Here is a 13605-nt window from a genome sequence, read left to right as displayed (position 1 = left end):
AAACCGATCAGAGCTCGGCGAAGCACTCTTCCATGATCGCCAGGCCTTTATCCAGCAGCTCGTCCGACGCGGTCAGCGGTACCAGCACGCGCAGAACGTTGCCGTAGGTGCCGCACGACAGCAGGATCAGGCCCTTGTCGCGCGCCTTGGCCACAACGGCGGCTACAGCAGCCGGGTTCGGCTTGTGGCTGTCGCCGTTTTCGAACAGCTCGACAGCGATCATCGCGCCCAGGGCACGCACGTCACCGATCACCGGGTACTTGGCCTGGATGGCTTTCAGACCAGTCACCAGACGCTCGCCAACCGCTTTGCAACGGTCCAGCAGGTGCTCTTCTTCAAACACTTCCATCACGGCCAGGGCCGCGGCGCAAGCGATCGGGCTACCGGCGTAAGTGCCGCCCAGGCCGCCTGGAGCGATGGCGTCCATGTATTCGGCCTTGCCGCACACACCGGCCAGCGGGAAGCCGCCAGCGATGGATTTGGCGAAGGTGGTCAGGTCGGCGGCGACGCCCATCTGTTCCATGGCGAAGAAGGTGCCGGTACGGCCAGCGCCGGTTTGCACTTCGTCGGCGATCAACAGGATGCCGTGCTGGTCGCACAGGGCACGCAGACGCTTCATGAACTCTTTAGGTGCGACGTAGAAACCGCCTTCGCCCTGCACTGGCTCGATGATGATTGCAGCGATGTCACGCGGCTCGGCGTCGTTCTTAAAGATGCGCTCGATGCTGGCGATCGAATCGTCGATGCTCACACCGTGCAACTCGTTCGGGTACAGCGCGCGGAAGATGCCGCCTGGCATCAGGCCCATGCCGGCCGAGTAAGGCACGACTTTACCGGTCAGGCCCAGGGTCATCATGGTGCGACCGTGGTACGCGCCGGTGAACGCGATCACGCCGGCACGGCCAGTGGCGGCGCGGGCGATCTTGATGGAGTTTTCCACGGCTTCGGAGCCGGTGGTCACCAGCAAGGTTTTCTTGGCGAAATCACCCGGCACCTTGGCGTTGATTTTTTCGCACACTTCCACGTACGGCTCGTAGGCCAGCACCTGGAAGCAGGTGTGGGTCAGCTTGTTCAGCTGCGCAGTCACGGCGGCGATGACTTTCGGGTGCAGGTGACCGGTGTTCAACACGGCGATACCGCCGGCGAAGTCGATGAACTCACGACCTTCAACGTCAGTCACGGTGGCGTTCTTCGCGTGGTCGGCGAAGATCGGGTGAATCTGGCCAACACCACGAGGTACTGCAGCGGTGCGGCGGGCCATCAACTCAGCGTTAGTCTTGCTCATACATTCCTCATTCGCCGCTCATCGGTCGGCGTGGTTCAAGGATTAAGCGGCGGGGAAGCAACTACGGCAGCATGCGATGATCGACTGCCACAGCGTTCCCGGCCGCAGAGAAAATTCCGTTTTGAAGCGCGCAAAGGGACAGCGCTCTCGTGCCCTTTGCGCTTGAAGCAATGCCTTGCCGGGCTTATCCCTTCAGGCTTAGATGCCCAGGCAGAGGTATTTGATTTCCAGGTAATCCTCGATGCCGTACTTGGAGCCTTCACGGCCCAGGCCCGACGCCTTGATGCCGCCGAACGGCGCGACTTCGTTGGAGATCAACCCGGTGTTGACGCCGACCATGCCGTATTCCAGGGCTTCAGCCACACGGAACACACGGCCCAGGTCACGCGCATAGAAGTACGAGGCCAGGCCGAATTCGGTGTCGTTGGACATCGCAATCACGTCGGCTTCGTCTTTGAAGCGGAAGAGCGGCGCCAATGGACCAAAGGTTTCTTCCTTGGCCACGGCCGCGTTGTTCGGCACGTTGGTCAGGATGGTCGGCTCGAAGAAGTTGCCTTGCATGCTCTTGCCACCCGCCAGCACGGTAGCGCCTTTGCCAACGGCGTCAGCAATGTGCTCTTGCACCTTGGCCACGGCTTTTTCGTCAATCAGCGGGCCAGTGGTGGTGCCGTCTTCCAGACCGTTGCCGATCTTGAGTTTGGCCACGGCCACTTTCAGTTTTTCGGCGAACGCGTCGTACACCGAATCCTGAATGTACAGGCGGTTGGCGCAGACGCAGGTCTGGCCGTTGTTGCGGTACTTGGAAATGATCGCGCCTTCGACGGCCTTATCCAGGTCCGCGTCGTCGAACACGATGAACGGCGCGTTGCCGCCCAGTTCCAGCGAGACTTTCTTAATGTCCTTGGCGCACTCGGTCATCAGCTGACGCCCGATTTCGGTCGAACCGGTGAACGACAGTTTGCGCACGATCGGGTTGCCGGTCAGCTCGCTGCCGATGTCGCCGGCGCTGCCGGTCACTACACTGAACACGCCGTTCGGAATACCGGCACGCTGGGCCAGTTCAGCCAGGGCGAACGCGGAAAACGGGGTTTGCGATGCAGGCTTGAGCACCATGGTGCAACCGGCGGCCAGGGCCGGGCCGGCTTTACGGGTGATCATCGCGGCCGGGAAGTTCCACGGAGTGATCGCAGCGGTCACGCCGATTGGCTGCTTGATCACGATCAGGCGCTTGTCTGGCTGGTGGCCCGGAATCACGTCGCCGTAGACGCGCTTGGCTTCTTCAGCGAACCACTCGATAAAGGAAGCGGCGTAAACGATCTCGCCCTTGGCTTCGGCCAATGGCTTGCCTTGTTCCAGAGTCATCAGGCGAGCCAGGTCATCCTGGTTCTCGATGATCAGCTCGAACCAGCGACGCAGCTTGTTCGCGCGCTCCTTGGCGGTCAGTCCACGCCAGGCCGGCAGCGCCTTGTCAGCGGCTTCAATCGCACGGCGGGTTTCGGCAGCGCCCATTTTCGGCACAGTGCCCAGAATTTCGCCCGTTGCCGGGTTATTGACCTTGATCGTCTGACCGTTGTCCGCATCGACCCAAGCGCCATCGATAAAGGCTTGCTGGCGGAACAACTGGGTGTCTTTAAGCTGCATGTCGGCTTTCCTTAACAGCACCGCGGCCAGCGCGGAGCGAATTATGATTGTAGAAAGGCGCCTTATAGGCTGCCGTCAGGGAAATCATTCACCGGGCTGAAGCACATAAATAGCGCACTGATCGAACTCGTGCGGTTCAGCACCCAGACAAGAGCGTTTGAAATCTCAAACGAATCCTAGGATCAAAGGGGGTAAAGGACAATAGGCTGTTCGAAAAAAAGAACGAAAACGCCGCATTTGCTTATTTTTTCTGATCAACGTAGCAAACGCAGGTTACGCTTTGGAAAAACGCAGGCGATTCAGCGGCATGGACGCCCGCAGCGCATATGAGTATCATGGCGCCCGCATTGCACCAGTAGCTCAGCTGGATAGAGTACTGCCCTCCGAAGGCAGGGGTCGTGGGTTCGAATCCCGCCTGGTGCACCATATAGCAGTCTAGGCCTGTCTCAGACAGTCTACGAAACTCCCCAAGAAGCCCGCCCCGTGCGGGCTTTCTTGTTTCTGGCTATCCATCCCTGTCTACCCCTATAACTTCACGCCGTGTATGCCCACGTGTATGCTTTGAGATTCCTTGAACTGGAGGCATACACGCAGTGAAGCGTACTGAAATCAAACGCCGCCCACTGGCAGACACAACTCTGGCTGGCCTGGAACCAGAAAGCGCGACCTACCGAGAGCAAGACGGCAACGGACTGTACTTTCGGGTCAAAGCCAATGGGCAGAAGTCTTGGGAGTTGCGCTACAAAAAGCCGGACGGGAAATGGTCTTGGCTGGGACTAGGCGGCTACCCGGAAATCAGTGGCTCAGTAGCCAGACAGAAGGCAGCCCAACTGCGAGATGACGCATCGACTGGCAAAAATCCTTTAGTCAGCAAACAGGCTCGCAAGATTGCTGACCGCGTGGCTGCCAACAACACATTCGAAGCATTAGGCCGCGAATGGTTTGAGGCGAGGCGCTCAAGCTGGGAAGCCGGTACGTCCCGTCGAGTCCTTGGTGCCCTGGAACTTCATGTGTTCCCCGTTTTCGGCAAACGCACCTACACAGAAATACTGCCCCTTGAATGGATGGAGTTTCTGCGCGGCATGGAGCAGAAAGGGATCATCGAGCAAATGGGCAGAGTTCGCGCCTTCTGCAAAGAGATCTACGACTTGGCACGCGTGACAGGCCGAGCCATACACAATCCCCTTGAAGGCCTCAATAAATTCCTACAGACGCGTAGCGCTGAAAACTATGCGCACGTGTCGATAGAAGAGCTGCCAGCATTGCTCCGGGCGATTAACTCTTACCCTCACGCAAAGGATGTTCGTCTAGGGCTCCGCTTGCTTGCTTTATTAGCGGCGCGCCCGAGCGAGATTCGAGAAGCACGCTGGTCAGAAATCGACCTCAACAAAAAGCTTTGGACAATTCCAGCCGAGCGAATGAAGCGTCGTCGCGAGCACGTAGTGCCTCTATCTCGCCAGGCCATTGAAGCGATAACGGAACTGCGCACACTCACAGGGGCCTACCCTCTCCTATTTCCTGGAAGAAAAGATCGCACCATACCTCGTAGCAATACCGTATTTCTGATGGCGTTGCGTAGGCTGGGATATGCAGGCAGGCAAACTGGTCATGGTTTCCGTCACATCGCTAGCACGATCCTGAATGAACAGGGATTCGACGAGAACCACATTGAGGCTCAACTCTCCCACGTAAAAGAGGGAATTGCAGGTGTATATAACAAGGCCGTGTACCTGCCGCAGCGTAAAGTCATGATGCAATGGTACGCCGACCACCTTGATGAATTGGTGCAAGGCAACATTGTTCAGGGCCAGTTTGGAAAGGCTGTCTAAGAGTTTGCCACCCTCGAAATATCGGTGTAACAGGTGTGTCACGTGTTACAGATTGCATCATCTTATTGATTTATATGGATTTATCCTGCGTAACACGCATTCAACTTAATGCTGGAGATTGGTGTAACAGGACGAAAGGGTGTAACACATGACCAGAGCCAATCGCATGCTGCTGGCGCCTCCAGCGCTGGGAAATTGCCGAAAATGCGCGCTGCTTAACCACAACCAAATGGGGCACGGGGAGCCTGAATGACTGATTTTCCGACGTTGGAATTCTTAACAAAGAAATACGGTAGCGTGTGCATTCCGCTGGATATCGTCAGACGCCATTACGCGAGCCACCTGGGGATGCCACAACTTCTACGCAAAATCCGAGAAGGGAAGATAACGCTACGCGTAGTGAAAGGGGACTGGGGTGGCCGGACGCAGCGAGTGGTTTATCTTCACGACCTCGCGCAGTGGATCGAAGGCGCCGATTGGAAAATGATCTATCCACCAGGCTGGAACGATACCCCAAATGATGACGACCGTTCGTCGGAGTGATCTGGTGCGTCTAGTAGGCGTCGTACTGCCAACTAGATGTTATGTGGATAAGATCAGCACAACAAAATATTGCTCGTTTCCTTTATCGAATAAACCGCATAAATAGATGGCCCTGTGACCTTCCACAACCACAGGGGACCATCAATGACTATCACCGCCCAAGATTCAAAACGCGACACAACCGCAAAATCAGCGCTCCAAAATATCGCCATTTCTACTCCCGTTTTTGGTTTGATGACATCAAGCCAAGTTGCCGCCGCGCTGGCACTCTCCAACAAAACCCTCGCTGCCTGGCGTTGTTCCGGGCGTAGCCCACTGCCTTTCCTCAGACTCGGTTCTCGGGTGCGTTATCGCTCAGAGGATGTTTTTGCATGGCTCGAAAGTCGGAAGTGCTCCGCTGTCGATGCTGCGCGAGGGCCTCTTTGATGAGTAGAGTCGAACAAACACAAAAGCTTTTAAAGCTCGCTCCTGCACTGCCTTCAGCCAATGCATTGCAAGAAAATGCGTTGCCCTTGACCTCAGCAATGCAGGCGCGCGATCTAGAGCTAGGACACTTCGATCCTGCTGCAACGCTTATCCGCGTTCCCATGGTGATGTCCATCACTGGCATTGGCAGAGCCACCGTTTACAAGCTCATGAGCCAGCCCGAAAGCGGCTTTCCACAGCCCGTAAAACTTACCGATAGCAATGCCCGTGGAGCTCCAGTTGCTTGGGTTTTGTCTGAAGTCTTGAATTGGACACGTGCACGTATTGCCGCTCGCGACAAGGCTGCTGCATGAGACTACACATAGCCTACAAGGCAGAGCTAAAGCCGTTCTCAGTCCTTCGCGAGATCGGTCTATCGGCATCCTACATGCAACGCCTCGAGCGCTACCGGACCAAACACGAACGCCTTAATCGCGTCGTGGGAGTGTTGAAGTGGCCTGATGGAACCTGGTGCGCCCTAGCCATCCATAGCGAAAAATTCAATGCAGTGATTGTCGACGAAGGCCAGCAAGCGGCCGCCTACGAAGATGCTCGCTCCATGATCGATGGAGACTTCCTGCCCCTGCTTTCCCTGCGCTGGGAAGTTCATGCCTGAAATGAAAACGCCTCCGGGGGCGATCCGGAGGCGCTGAGGTAAATCTACATGCCCGAACAATTTATGCCGCGCTTGAAAAATATACAAGCCATCCACACGGTTGCACTTTCGAAAATGGGACGTTACTCTCTGGCCGTCGCTGCAAAATCAGCGACCGGGTTTGGCGACCCGAGTTTAAGAAGGCGCACAGGCGCCCCCATCTCGATTGCAGGCGCTTTTTTTGTGCCCGCATTCCTGCTTTATGGCGGCTGTGCGTGGGAGACCTTCGGGTCTGCCGGGTTCCTTCTTACCCGGTTCGCCAACCTGCGCACAGCTGCCACCCCAATTCGTTTGGCGACGAATCGTGGCAGTTCCTACTTAAGAAGGAGCTCCACCTATGCACACCCTCAATCCGTCCAAAATTCGCGCCGCTGCACACCGTGCAATGGCTCTCGCCGCTTTACACGCCAACTCCAGTCTCACAACACGCCTCAGCCGCTACAACGCACACATGGCCAAAGCCCGCGAACTCGAAACCGCAGGCGGTGCCCAATGAACAGCCCCCTGAGTTTCGCCCTGCCCGAAGATCTGCTGTGCGTCACTGCGACCGCCGAAGCCGGTGTACCCATCGACGCCATCACCTGCGCCATTGACCGCGCCGACTCTGTGCTGACACTACTTGAAGATCACTTCGACAGCGAGTCGCCGCGTCTTGCCAACCACGTCATTGCCGCCGTCCTTTGGGACGTGCGCGGCACCCTCGGCCTGATCAAGACACTCGCCTTGCACGGCGACATCACCTCGATTCCTGCGGCGCAGAAAGGCGGTGCGCTATGACCTCGTCAACCACACTGGGCCATGCCACCTTTTCCCGCGTCAACGCCACCGATTTGAAGCTGTTTCGGGTTAATGCCGGCATTCCGGTAGAGGATGCTTTGGAGATGGTGTCACTGCTACAGCATCACGCCAACCAGCTCACTTTCGACGCCGCCATGAGCGACCAAGGCGAGCGTTTCAGTTGGCCAGCCCTGTACCTCGGTGAAATGGCCAAAGCCCTGATCGACGACATCAATGACGCGCTGTTTCTGCCGAGGGCCAACGCATGAGCCAACGCCCGAACAGCACTGCGAAACGTCCGAGCTTCGCCGACGTAAAAGCCGCCTCTCTGAAGGACATTGATCGCGTCTTGTCTCACTGGCTACCGAACGGCAAACGCATCGACGGCGGCAAGGAATACACAGCTCCCAATCCAACACGCGCCGACATGCGGGCCGGCTCCCTCAAGGTCAATTTGAGCAAAGGCACTTGGGCTGATTTTGCCACCGGCGACAAGGGCGGCGACCTGATCGATCTGGTGCGCTATCTGGATGGTGGCACCGACGTCGGAGCCTGCAACAAGCTGGCAGATCTGCTGCACATTACCGCAAGGACGGACCAATCGAAGCCGAGCCCCAGCAAAAGCAAAACACCGGAATGGCTCGCCATCCAGCCGATCCCGGCCGAGGCCATGAACAAGTGCCCGACCAAACACCGGCAACACGGAACGCCGTCCAATATCTGGATTTACCGCGACGCTCAAGGCCAGCCGGTCATGGCGCTCTATCGCTTCGATTTGAGCCCGGACGAAGACGGCAAACCGCGTAAGGTGTTTGCCCCCTTGACCTGGTGCCAGCGTACCGACGGTCAAACGCAGCAATGGCGTTGGCAAGGTCTGCCTGAGCCACGTCCTCTGCTGCGCTTGGATGAACTGACACAACGCACAGAGGCTCCGGTCATTCTGTGCGAAGGCGAAAAGGCCGCCGACGCCGCAGCGGAGCTGCTGCCCAGCTACGTGGCCACGTGCTGGCCGAATGGCTCGAACTCCTGGCACAAAGCCGACCTCACACCGATCATAGGTCGGACAGTGGTGTTGTGGCCCGACAACGACGCCAGCGGCAAAAGCTGCATGAGCGCCGTAGCCGAACAACTGCAACAGATCGGCGCCGCGTCGGTTCGCGTGATCGCCCTAGACGTCTTCAAACGCAAGCCCACCTTCAAAAGTGACCAACCGACCTTCGCCAAAGGTGGTCAATGGGATGACGGCGACGACGCAGCCGATGCACAGGCCAAAGGTTGGACGGCGGCGCACGTCGCCGAGCTGGAACGCAGCGGTGAATTGTTTGGCGTCGAGCCGGAGAAAGCACCGGCCGAACCACCCGAAGCCAAGACTAAGCCGGCGACCAAGCGCGCCGCGAAACCCAAAAACGATCTGTTGCCCGGCGGCTTCCGCCTGACGCCCGAAGGCGTGTTTTATTCCGGTGACGATGGCGAGGCACGTCCAGTGTGCTCGCCACTGGAGATCCTAGCGCGCACCCGAGATGCGCAGGGTCACAACTGGGGTCTGCTGGTCGAGTTCGACGACCCGGACGGGGCGAAAAAGCGCTGGAACATCCCGGCGCGAACCATGACCGGAGACTTCGGCAAGGACGTGCTCGGCCCGCTCGTCGACATGGGTTTGCGTCTCGCCGGCAGTCGCTCAGGTCGCAATGCCCGCAACGATCTGCAGAGTTACCTTGGCGGCTTCGACAGCGCCCAGCGCGCTCGACTGGTCACCCGTTTGGGTTGGCACGACAGCGCCTTCTTGCTGCCCGAACAGCAGGTCGGTTCACACGCCGAACACCTGCACTTTTATGAGGCCGGCGCGCAGCTGCCGCCGATCAGCGAAGCCGGCACCTTGGAGCAATGGCAAGAGCAAATCGGAGCCTTGTGCATCGGCAACCACCGCTTGGCGTTTGTGGCCAGCGTGGCGTTTGCCGGTCCACTGCTGCACCTACTCGGCCACGAGTCGGGCGGTTTTCACCTCTATGGCGACAGCTCAGGTGGCAAGACCACGCACCTGCAAGTGGCCGCTTCGATCTACGGCGGGCCGCGTCTGGTGCGCTCCTGGCGCTCTACGGATAACGCTTTAGAATCCATCGCCGCCGCGCATTCGGACGGGCTCTTGGTGCTGGATGAAATCGGCATGTGCGACCCGCGCATCATTGGCGAAACGGTGTACATGCTCGGTAACGGCACCGGCAAGGCTCGCGCCAATGATCGAGGACAAGCAGGCCGACAGGTGCAGGAGTGGCGCGTGCTGTTTCTCTCGACCGGAGAGAAGACCTTGGCGCAGCACATGGCCGAAGCCAACAAAGAGCTGAAAGCCGGCATGGAAGTGCGCATGCTCGCCGTGCCAGCGGACGCCAGTAAAGGCCTAGGCATGTTCGACGTGCTGAACGGTTTTGATGATGCGGCGGCCCTCTCCGATGCACTCAAGGCACGGGTAGCCAAGTACTACGGCACACCGCTCACCGCGCTCCTGTCGGCTCTCTGTGAACCAGGCAAGCTGCACGGTTGGTCGGCCATCTTGCGCCACACCTTGGAGAGGTTCATCACCAAAGCACTGCCTGCCTCGGCTAGCGGCCAAGCGCACCGTGCCGCCACTCGCTTTGGTCTGGCTGCAGCTGCCGGCGAGCTGGCCACCGCAATGGGCATAACGGGCTGGCCCGATGGCACAGCCACCACCGCCGCCCGAGTTTGCCTCAGCGCCTGGCTCAACGAACGCGGGGGCGCCGGAAATCTTGAAGGTGATGCGATCCTGGCACGGCTGCGCCAAGTCATCGAGCGCTTCGGCGAAAGCCGCTTCACCCGCTGGGAGTCGGCGGCCGCGAAGGTCGATGAACACGGCCCCCGCACCATCGACCGCTTGGGCTTCCGCAAGACGCTGGAGCACGGCTTGGGCGACGCATTGCACACCACCAACACCTACTACGTGCTGCCCGAGTCATGGCGCTCCGAAGTGTTCAAAGGCATGAACATCAATGCAGTGAACAAGGAGCTGATTCGCCGTGGCGTCCTTGAGCCGGGTCCCAACGGCAAAGCCTCCTGCTCCGTCCGCTTACCAGGGATGGGCACCCAGCGTTGCTATGTAGTGAAGACCGTACCGGTAGCGGATGAGAGCGAGGCACAGGCCGCCTAGTGGCCAGCCTACTGACAGAGGTAGAGCCGGCCCGATTCCGGCCTCGCCAGCCACTCATTGAACCCACATACATATTGCACAGGACCAAACACATGAACAGCATTCAGCAATTGAAAGACGCTCGCGCCAAATTGGTCATTGAAATGGAAGCCATCAACACGGTGCTTCCATCCCTTAAGGCTTCGCTTGACAGCGAAGACGTCATCAACTCTGGCCAAGAAAGCGCGGTCGAGTTCAACTCCAGCGATCGCAAACGAAGGATCGATTCAATCAAGCTTGAGATTCACATGTTGGATCAAAAACTTAATCGCCTAGAGACGCTGGCCAATCGAGAAAGCTTGATGGCGGGCTACATTGCCGACATGGCAAATTGGGTGGCGGATGAGCTCGAACTCAATGCAAAACGGGAAAGCCTCAGCACTCGCTTGGAGGAAGTTCGCAAGCTGTCTCAAGAAGAGATAGCGAGTGCACGGCAGGCTGAGACCCTGGCGGCCACCGCTTACGCACAAGCCGTGGCGTGGGGCGACGTAGAAGGCGAAAAAGTTGCTAGCAGCGACGCTCAGAAAGCTGCGAAAAATCTCACTACTGCCACGGAACAGCATCGCCGTCAGCAACTGATTATCACAGCCCTGGAGCAGGAGTTGGCCACCGTCGACCATCATATCGCCGAGGCTCAGGAGGAACACCAGAAAATCGAGCGAAAAGCCTTACAGCTCGCCCACGACGCCCTACAAGAAAAGTGGAATGAAGCCGCTCAGGCGCTGCTCGATGCAGGGGGTAAACTCTATGCCGCCGCTCGACTGATCGGCCGCGACCCAATGTCGTTGCTCAAGCTCGACATTCCCGAACAGGGTGGAGACTTTGGCAGTTGGAAATGGCGCGACTTGGCAGACCGTGGGAGCAAGCATTGCACGCGCGATCTGCTCTCGATGTAACTACCGACTCCCCTGAAACAGCCTGCTTTCGCGGGCTGTTTAAATCACTCCAAGGATCGAAGCCATGAACGCAGCGACACAAAACAGCTCATCCATATCCGAAACGCTTAAATCGAGAAAAGCTCACCTGACCGCCCTGCTCAAGATCGTGGATACCAAAAACGGAAAAAGCACAGCGATGCAAAAGTTCACCATCAATGCAATCGAGGCAGAAATAGGGCTTATAGAAAATAAGTTAAAAAAGCGAATATAACGCCAAGCGGAAGCCCGCCAAGCTTCCGCACCGACGCCGTGCAAGGACTGGATGCCGATCAACGCACGTCACAGGGGCAGCTAGAAGTTCAATAGCGGGCCCATCCAAATGAAGGGGAGTTTAATCCTTGCTTTGACTTCGTTATCGTCTCTGCAACTCGGATGCAGGTTACTGACCCAGTCAGACAATGAATGCCGTAGTTACCTACAGCTCTCTTGATACCAATGGGCGGCGGAGAAAGGAGGGGTGTTTTGCCCGGCATTCGCCCAGCGTTGCTCCAAACGAATCGACTGCCTTCCAACTCGTGCTTCGTTCCTTGAGTCCATGACCTTCTGCAGAAGTCTTTTGAACCCAGACTTTACCTCGTGAGTGCTGTTTTTCTCGCAGAAATAATCCGCGACAACCATCACTAGCATCGATAGATAATCCATCTGAGGAGTCGGTATGCGAACGTCTCGGGTAGGCATGTCCATATCCCTATTTATCGCAACCTTTGAAACATCTAGTCTTGTTAGTTCGGCAACTCGACCTTGGAGCGCACCAAGATCCCAGCGGTGGTTTTTTCCGAACTGGACATGAAACATTGGATGAAATGGAGACTGCTGAGCATGAGGTTCGATGTCGAAGTGCATCGCTTCAAGGAGCTCGAGCTTGTACCCCTCTGAAGAGCGGGACGCGCTGTAGACTTCAAGAGATGCACCTCCTTTGTCAAAAGTACCATCTTTGAAATAAAAGCAGCCATCCATCACGATCGCGCGCTTGGCCAAAGCACTTGAGGACGCTCTAAGGGGAGCATTCCAAATGATCGCTGGCTGAGAAAACTCCAACTTTATACCTTCATCTCCAGCGTCGCTCGTTATGAGATCGGGCCATACCGCCTTTGTAAGCTGCTGTTTGGCGATCACGATGCCGGCGGCATTGTGGATTTCATGCACATGCCGTTTGAACAATGCGAGCTCTTCCATGATATTCAGATCCCTGCCAACGGCCCAAGCTCGTCCAAGACGTCTTCTTTGATCTTCGCCTCGCTTGCGCCGGAGGGGACCCAGTCAGGGTTCACAGCAGCTTGGTCCAGCGTAATTGGCTCGCCGGAAATCATACAAACATAAGTTGGCGCGCCCATATTTTCAGGATCAACGCGGCGAAGTGATTTACCGGTTAAAATTTCATGCTTTCCGATATCTCCACCAGTCGCTTCCAGTAGCTCGATCAGTCGGGATCGCCAGTAGTAACGCTCGACCTTGTCAAAAGGTCCGTGATACTGAGCAGGCTCCATCGTCTTTAGTAGCTCAGCCTGCGCGGAGAGCTCGTCTGGGTGGACGTTGATGTAAGCCGCTGCGGCATCATCCCGCAGGATCGGCCCAGGGAAAGTAATAATGTAATTGAACAACCAGTAGCCCAGCTGCGTGGCATAGCGTCGTACTTTTGAGATCTGATGATCTTCGACATCAGCCTCTGGCTTGGCAAAATAGACAAGATTCTGCGCGGCATATCCCAGAAACTCATAGGAAATTTCTGGATCGCCGAGCACTGTAGCCATAACATCATTAGGGCTGTGTGCACTCGCCAACAACTCCGGCTGTGCATTGAGCGCGCTGAGGATGTCTTTGAACCCTTTGCTGAGAGCAATCAAGCGAGGAACAAGCTCGTTAATGCGGTCCCCACTCACAAGAGCCTTCGGGATCCAGATCGCTGACGCTCCATCTCGGATGGTTCGTTGCAGCTGAGGCAATTGTGCCAGTTGAGTTGCGCTGCCTCCTTTCTGATACCTGCACACTGGCATCCCAAGCTCTCGCAAGGCCGCTTTGTAACTAGAATGGGTCTGCAACGAACGCCCACGCGAGAGATCTGTATCAAGCAGAACCAAATCAATGTCGTGCTCAGCAATCTTTTCTTTTAGGTACTTTGCGAGTTGCTCTTCGACGGACTCACCCTCTTCGGTATCTAGCTCGGTGAGCCCCACCTCGGAGGGAGCCAGAAAGGTAAGCCCCGTACCTGCCGCCAAAGCCTTGAATTTCTCGATCGTTTCCAGTTGGTCTTCAATGATCAGTACCTTACACAC

General features: G+C 57.1%; 16 protein-coding genes and 1 tRNA gene. 12 read left to right on the top strand and 5 right to left on the bottom strand.

All coding sequences use genetic code 11. The annotated features are described in order from the left end of the window. Positions 1-7 precede the first annotated feature (7 nt). Positions 8-1285 carry a 4-aminobutyrate--2-oxoglutarate transaminase gene (gabT, locus tag PSH64_RS01035; RefSeq protein ID WP_105347404.1) on the bottom strand — a complete coding sequence of 426 codons (1278 nt, stop codon included), beginning with the start codon at positions 1283-1285 and terminating at the stop codon, positions 8-10. A gap of 198 nt (positions 1286-1483) precedes the next feature. Further along, positions 1484-2926 carry an NADP-dependent succinate-semialdehyde dehydrogenase gene (gabD, locus tag PSH64_RS01030; RefSeq protein ID WP_008068633.1) on the bottom strand — a complete coding sequence of 481 codons (1443 nt, stop codon included), beginning with the start codon at positions 2924-2926 and terminating at the stop codon, positions 1484-1486. 349 nt (positions 2927-3275) lie between these two features. Between gabD and PSH64_RS01025 the strand changes: the two genes are divergently transcribed. The 3 genes from PSH64_RS01025 (at position 3276) to PSH64_RS01015 (ending at position 5298) form a co-directional block, all read left to right on the top strand. Next, positions 3276-3352, top strand: a tRNA-Arg gene (locus tag PSH64_RS01025). A 167-nt stretch (positions 3353-3519) separates the two neighbouring features. Beyond that, positions 3520-4755, top strand: coding sequence for a tyrosine-type recombinase/integrase (locus tag PSH64_RS01020; RefSeq protein WP_305479663.1), 1236 nt, complete (start codon positions 3520-3522; stop codon positions 4753-4755). 249 nt (positions 4756-5004) lie between these two features. Continuing rightward, positions 5005-5298, top strand: a complete 294-nt coding sequence (locus tag PSH64_RS01015; protein WP_305479662.1) for a pyocin activator PrtN family protein — start codon at positions 5005-5007, stop codon at positions 5296-5298. Positions 5299-5351: 53 nt separating this feature from the next. On the opposite strand, the gene PSH64_RS01010 is transcribed toward PSH64_RS01015, so the two are convergent. Next, positions 5352-5573, bottom strand: a complete 222-nt coding sequence (locus tag PSH64_RS01010) for a hypothetical protein (protein WP_305481224.1) — start codon at positions 5571-5573, stop codon at positions 5352-5354. On the opposite strand from PSH64_RS01010, the gene PSH64_RS01005 reads away from it, so the two are divergent. The 9 genes from PSH64_RS01005 to PSH64_RS00965 all read left to right on the top strand — a co-directional run bounded on the left by PSH64_RS01005 (position 5533) and on the right by PSH64_RS00965 (position 11543). Next, complete coding sequence (locus tag PSH64_RS01005) at positions 5533-5724, top strand: helix-turn-helix domain-containing protein (protein ID WP_305481107.1); 192 nt, start codon at positions 5533-5535, stop codon at positions 5722-5724. The genes PSH64_RS01010 and PSH64_RS01005 overlap by 41 nt on opposite strands. Before the next feature lie 98 nt (positions 5725-5822). After that, positions 5823-6077, top strand: coding sequence for an AlpA family transcriptional regulator (locus tag PSH64_RS01000; protein WP_305481105.1), 255 nt, complete (start codon positions 5823-5825; stop codon positions 6075-6077). Beyond that, on the top strand, positions 6074-6379 hold the full coding sequence (locus tag PSH64_RS00995; protein ID WP_305479660.1) for a hypothetical protein: 306 nt from the start codon (positions 6074-6076) through the stop codon (positions 6377-6379). The genes PSH64_RS01000 and PSH64_RS00995 overlap by 4 nt, the downstream gene beginning before the upstream one ends. Positions 6380-6755: 376 nt before the next feature. Then, positions 6756-6914 carry a hypothetical protein gene (locus PSH64_RS00990; protein WP_305479659.1) on the top strand — a complete coding sequence of 53 codons (159 nt, stop codon included), beginning with the start codon at positions 6756-6758 and terminating at the stop codon, positions 6912-6914. Beyond that, the gene (locus PSH64_RS00985) at positions 6911-7195 is read left to right on the top strand and encodes a hypothetical protein (protein WP_305479657.1); all 285 of its coding nucleotides are present in this window, start codon (positions 6911-6913) and stop codon (positions 7193-7195) included. The genes PSH64_RS00990 and PSH64_RS00985 overlap by 4 nt, the downstream gene beginning before the upstream one ends. Then, a complete protein-coding gene (locus PSH64_RS00980; RefSeq protein ID WP_305479656.1) occupies positions 7192-7464 on the top strand; it encodes a DUF3077 domain-containing protein in 273 nt (90 codons plus the stop codon). Before PSH64_RS00985 ends, PSH64_RS00980 begins: the two co-directional genes overlap by 4 nt. Next, positions 7461-10355 carry a DUF927 domain-containing protein gene (locus PSH64_RS00975; RefSeq protein WP_305479654.1) on the top strand — a complete coding sequence of 965 codons (2895 nt, stop codon included), beginning with the start codon at positions 7461-7463 and terminating at the stop codon, positions 10353-10355. The genes PSH64_RS00980 and PSH64_RS00975 overlap by 4 nt, the downstream gene beginning before the upstream one ends. 92 nt (positions 10356-10447) lie before the next feature. Beyond that, positions 10448-11290, top strand: a complete 843-nt coding sequence (locus PSH64_RS00970; RefSeq protein ID WP_305479652.1) for a chromosome segregation protein SMC — start codon at positions 10448-10450, stop codon at positions 11288-11290. A 64-nt stretch (positions 11291-11354) separates the two neighbouring features. Beyond that, positions 11355-11543 carry a hypothetical protein gene (locus PSH64_RS00965; protein ID WP_305479651.1) on the top strand — a complete coding sequence of 63 codons (189 nt, stop codon included), beginning with the start codon at positions 11355-11357 and terminating at the stop codon, positions 11541-11543. A 200-nt stretch (positions 11544-11743) separates the two neighbouring features. Here PSH64_RS00965 and PSH64_RS00960 read toward each other — a convergent pair whose 3' ends face one another. Further along, entirely contained in the window at positions 11744-12508 is a 765-nt protein-coding gene (locus PSH64_RS00960) for a hypothetical protein (protein WP_305479650.1), read from the bottom strand. A 5-nt stretch (positions 12509-12513) separates the two neighbouring features. Continuing rightward, positions 12514-13605 carry a hypothetical protein gene (locus tag PSH64_RS00955; RefSeq protein WP_305479649.1) on the bottom strand — a complete coding sequence of 364 codons (1092 nt, stop codon included), beginning with the start codon at positions 13603-13605 and terminating at the stop codon, positions 12514-12516.

Origin of the sequence: Pseudomonas sp. FP1742, assembly GCF_030687145.1 — a bacterium.
GTDB classification, from domain to species: Bacteria; Pseudomonadota; Gammaproteobacteria; order Pseudomonadales; family Pseudomonadaceae; genus Aquipseudomonas; species Aquipseudomonas frederiksbergensis_D.
Note: the sequence above shows the minus strand (reverse complement) of the source record. Positions and strands in the feature narration are given on the sequence as shown.

Bases quoted from the DNA above. Each gene is read 5' to 3' on its own strand.
- gabT (WP_105347404.1), bottom strand. From the start codon at position 1,285: ATGAGCAAGACTAACGCTGAGTTGATGGCCCGCCGCACCGCTGCAGTA.
- gabD (WP_008068633.1), bottom strand. From the start codon at position 2,926: ATGCAGCTTAAAGACACCCAGTTGTTCCGCCAGCAAGCCTTTATCGAT.
- PSH64_RS01015 (WP_305479662.1), top strand. From the start codon at position 5,005: ATGACTGATTTTCCGACGTTGGAATTCTTAACAAAGAAATACGGTAGC.
- PSH64_RS01005 (WP_305481107.1), top strand. From the start codon at position 5,533: ATGACATCAAGCCAAGTTGCCGCCGCGCTGGCACTCTCCAACAAAACC.
- PSH64_RS01000 (WP_305481105.1), top strand. From the start codon at position 5,823: ATGCAGGCGCGCGATCTAGAGCTAGGACACTTCGATCCTGCTGCAACG.
- PSH64_RS00995 (WP_305479660.1), top strand. From the start codon at position 6,074: ATGAGACTACACATAGCCTACAAGGCAGAGCTAAAGCCGTTCTCAGTC.
- PSH64_RS00990 (WP_305479659.1), top strand. From the start codon at position 6,756: ATGCACACCCTCAATCCGTCCAAAATTCGCGCCGCTGCACACCGTGCA.
- PSH64_RS00985 (WP_305479657.1), top strand. From the start codon at position 6,911: ATGAACAGCCCCCTGAGTTTCGCCCTGCCCGAAGATCTGCTGTGCGTC.
- PSH64_RS00980 (WP_305479656.1), top strand. From the start codon at position 7,192: ATGACCTCGTCAACCACACTGGGCCATGCCACCTTTTCCCGCGTCAAC.
- PSH64_RS00975 (WP_305479654.1), top strand. From the start codon at position 7,461: ATGAGCCAACGCCCGAACAGCACTGCGAAACGTCCGAGCTTCGCCGAC.
- PSH64_RS00970 (WP_305479652.1), top strand. From the start codon at position 10,448: ATGAACAGCATTCAGCAATTGAAAGACGCTCGCGCCAAATTGGTCATT.
- PSH64_RS00965 (WP_305479651.1), top strand. From the start codon at position 11,355: ATGAACGCAGCGACACAAAACAGCTCATCCATATCCGAAACGCTTAAA.
- PSH64_RS00960 (WP_305479650.1), bottom strand. From the start codon at position 12,508: ATGGAAGAGCTCGCATTGTTCAAACGGCATGTGCATGAAATCCACAAT.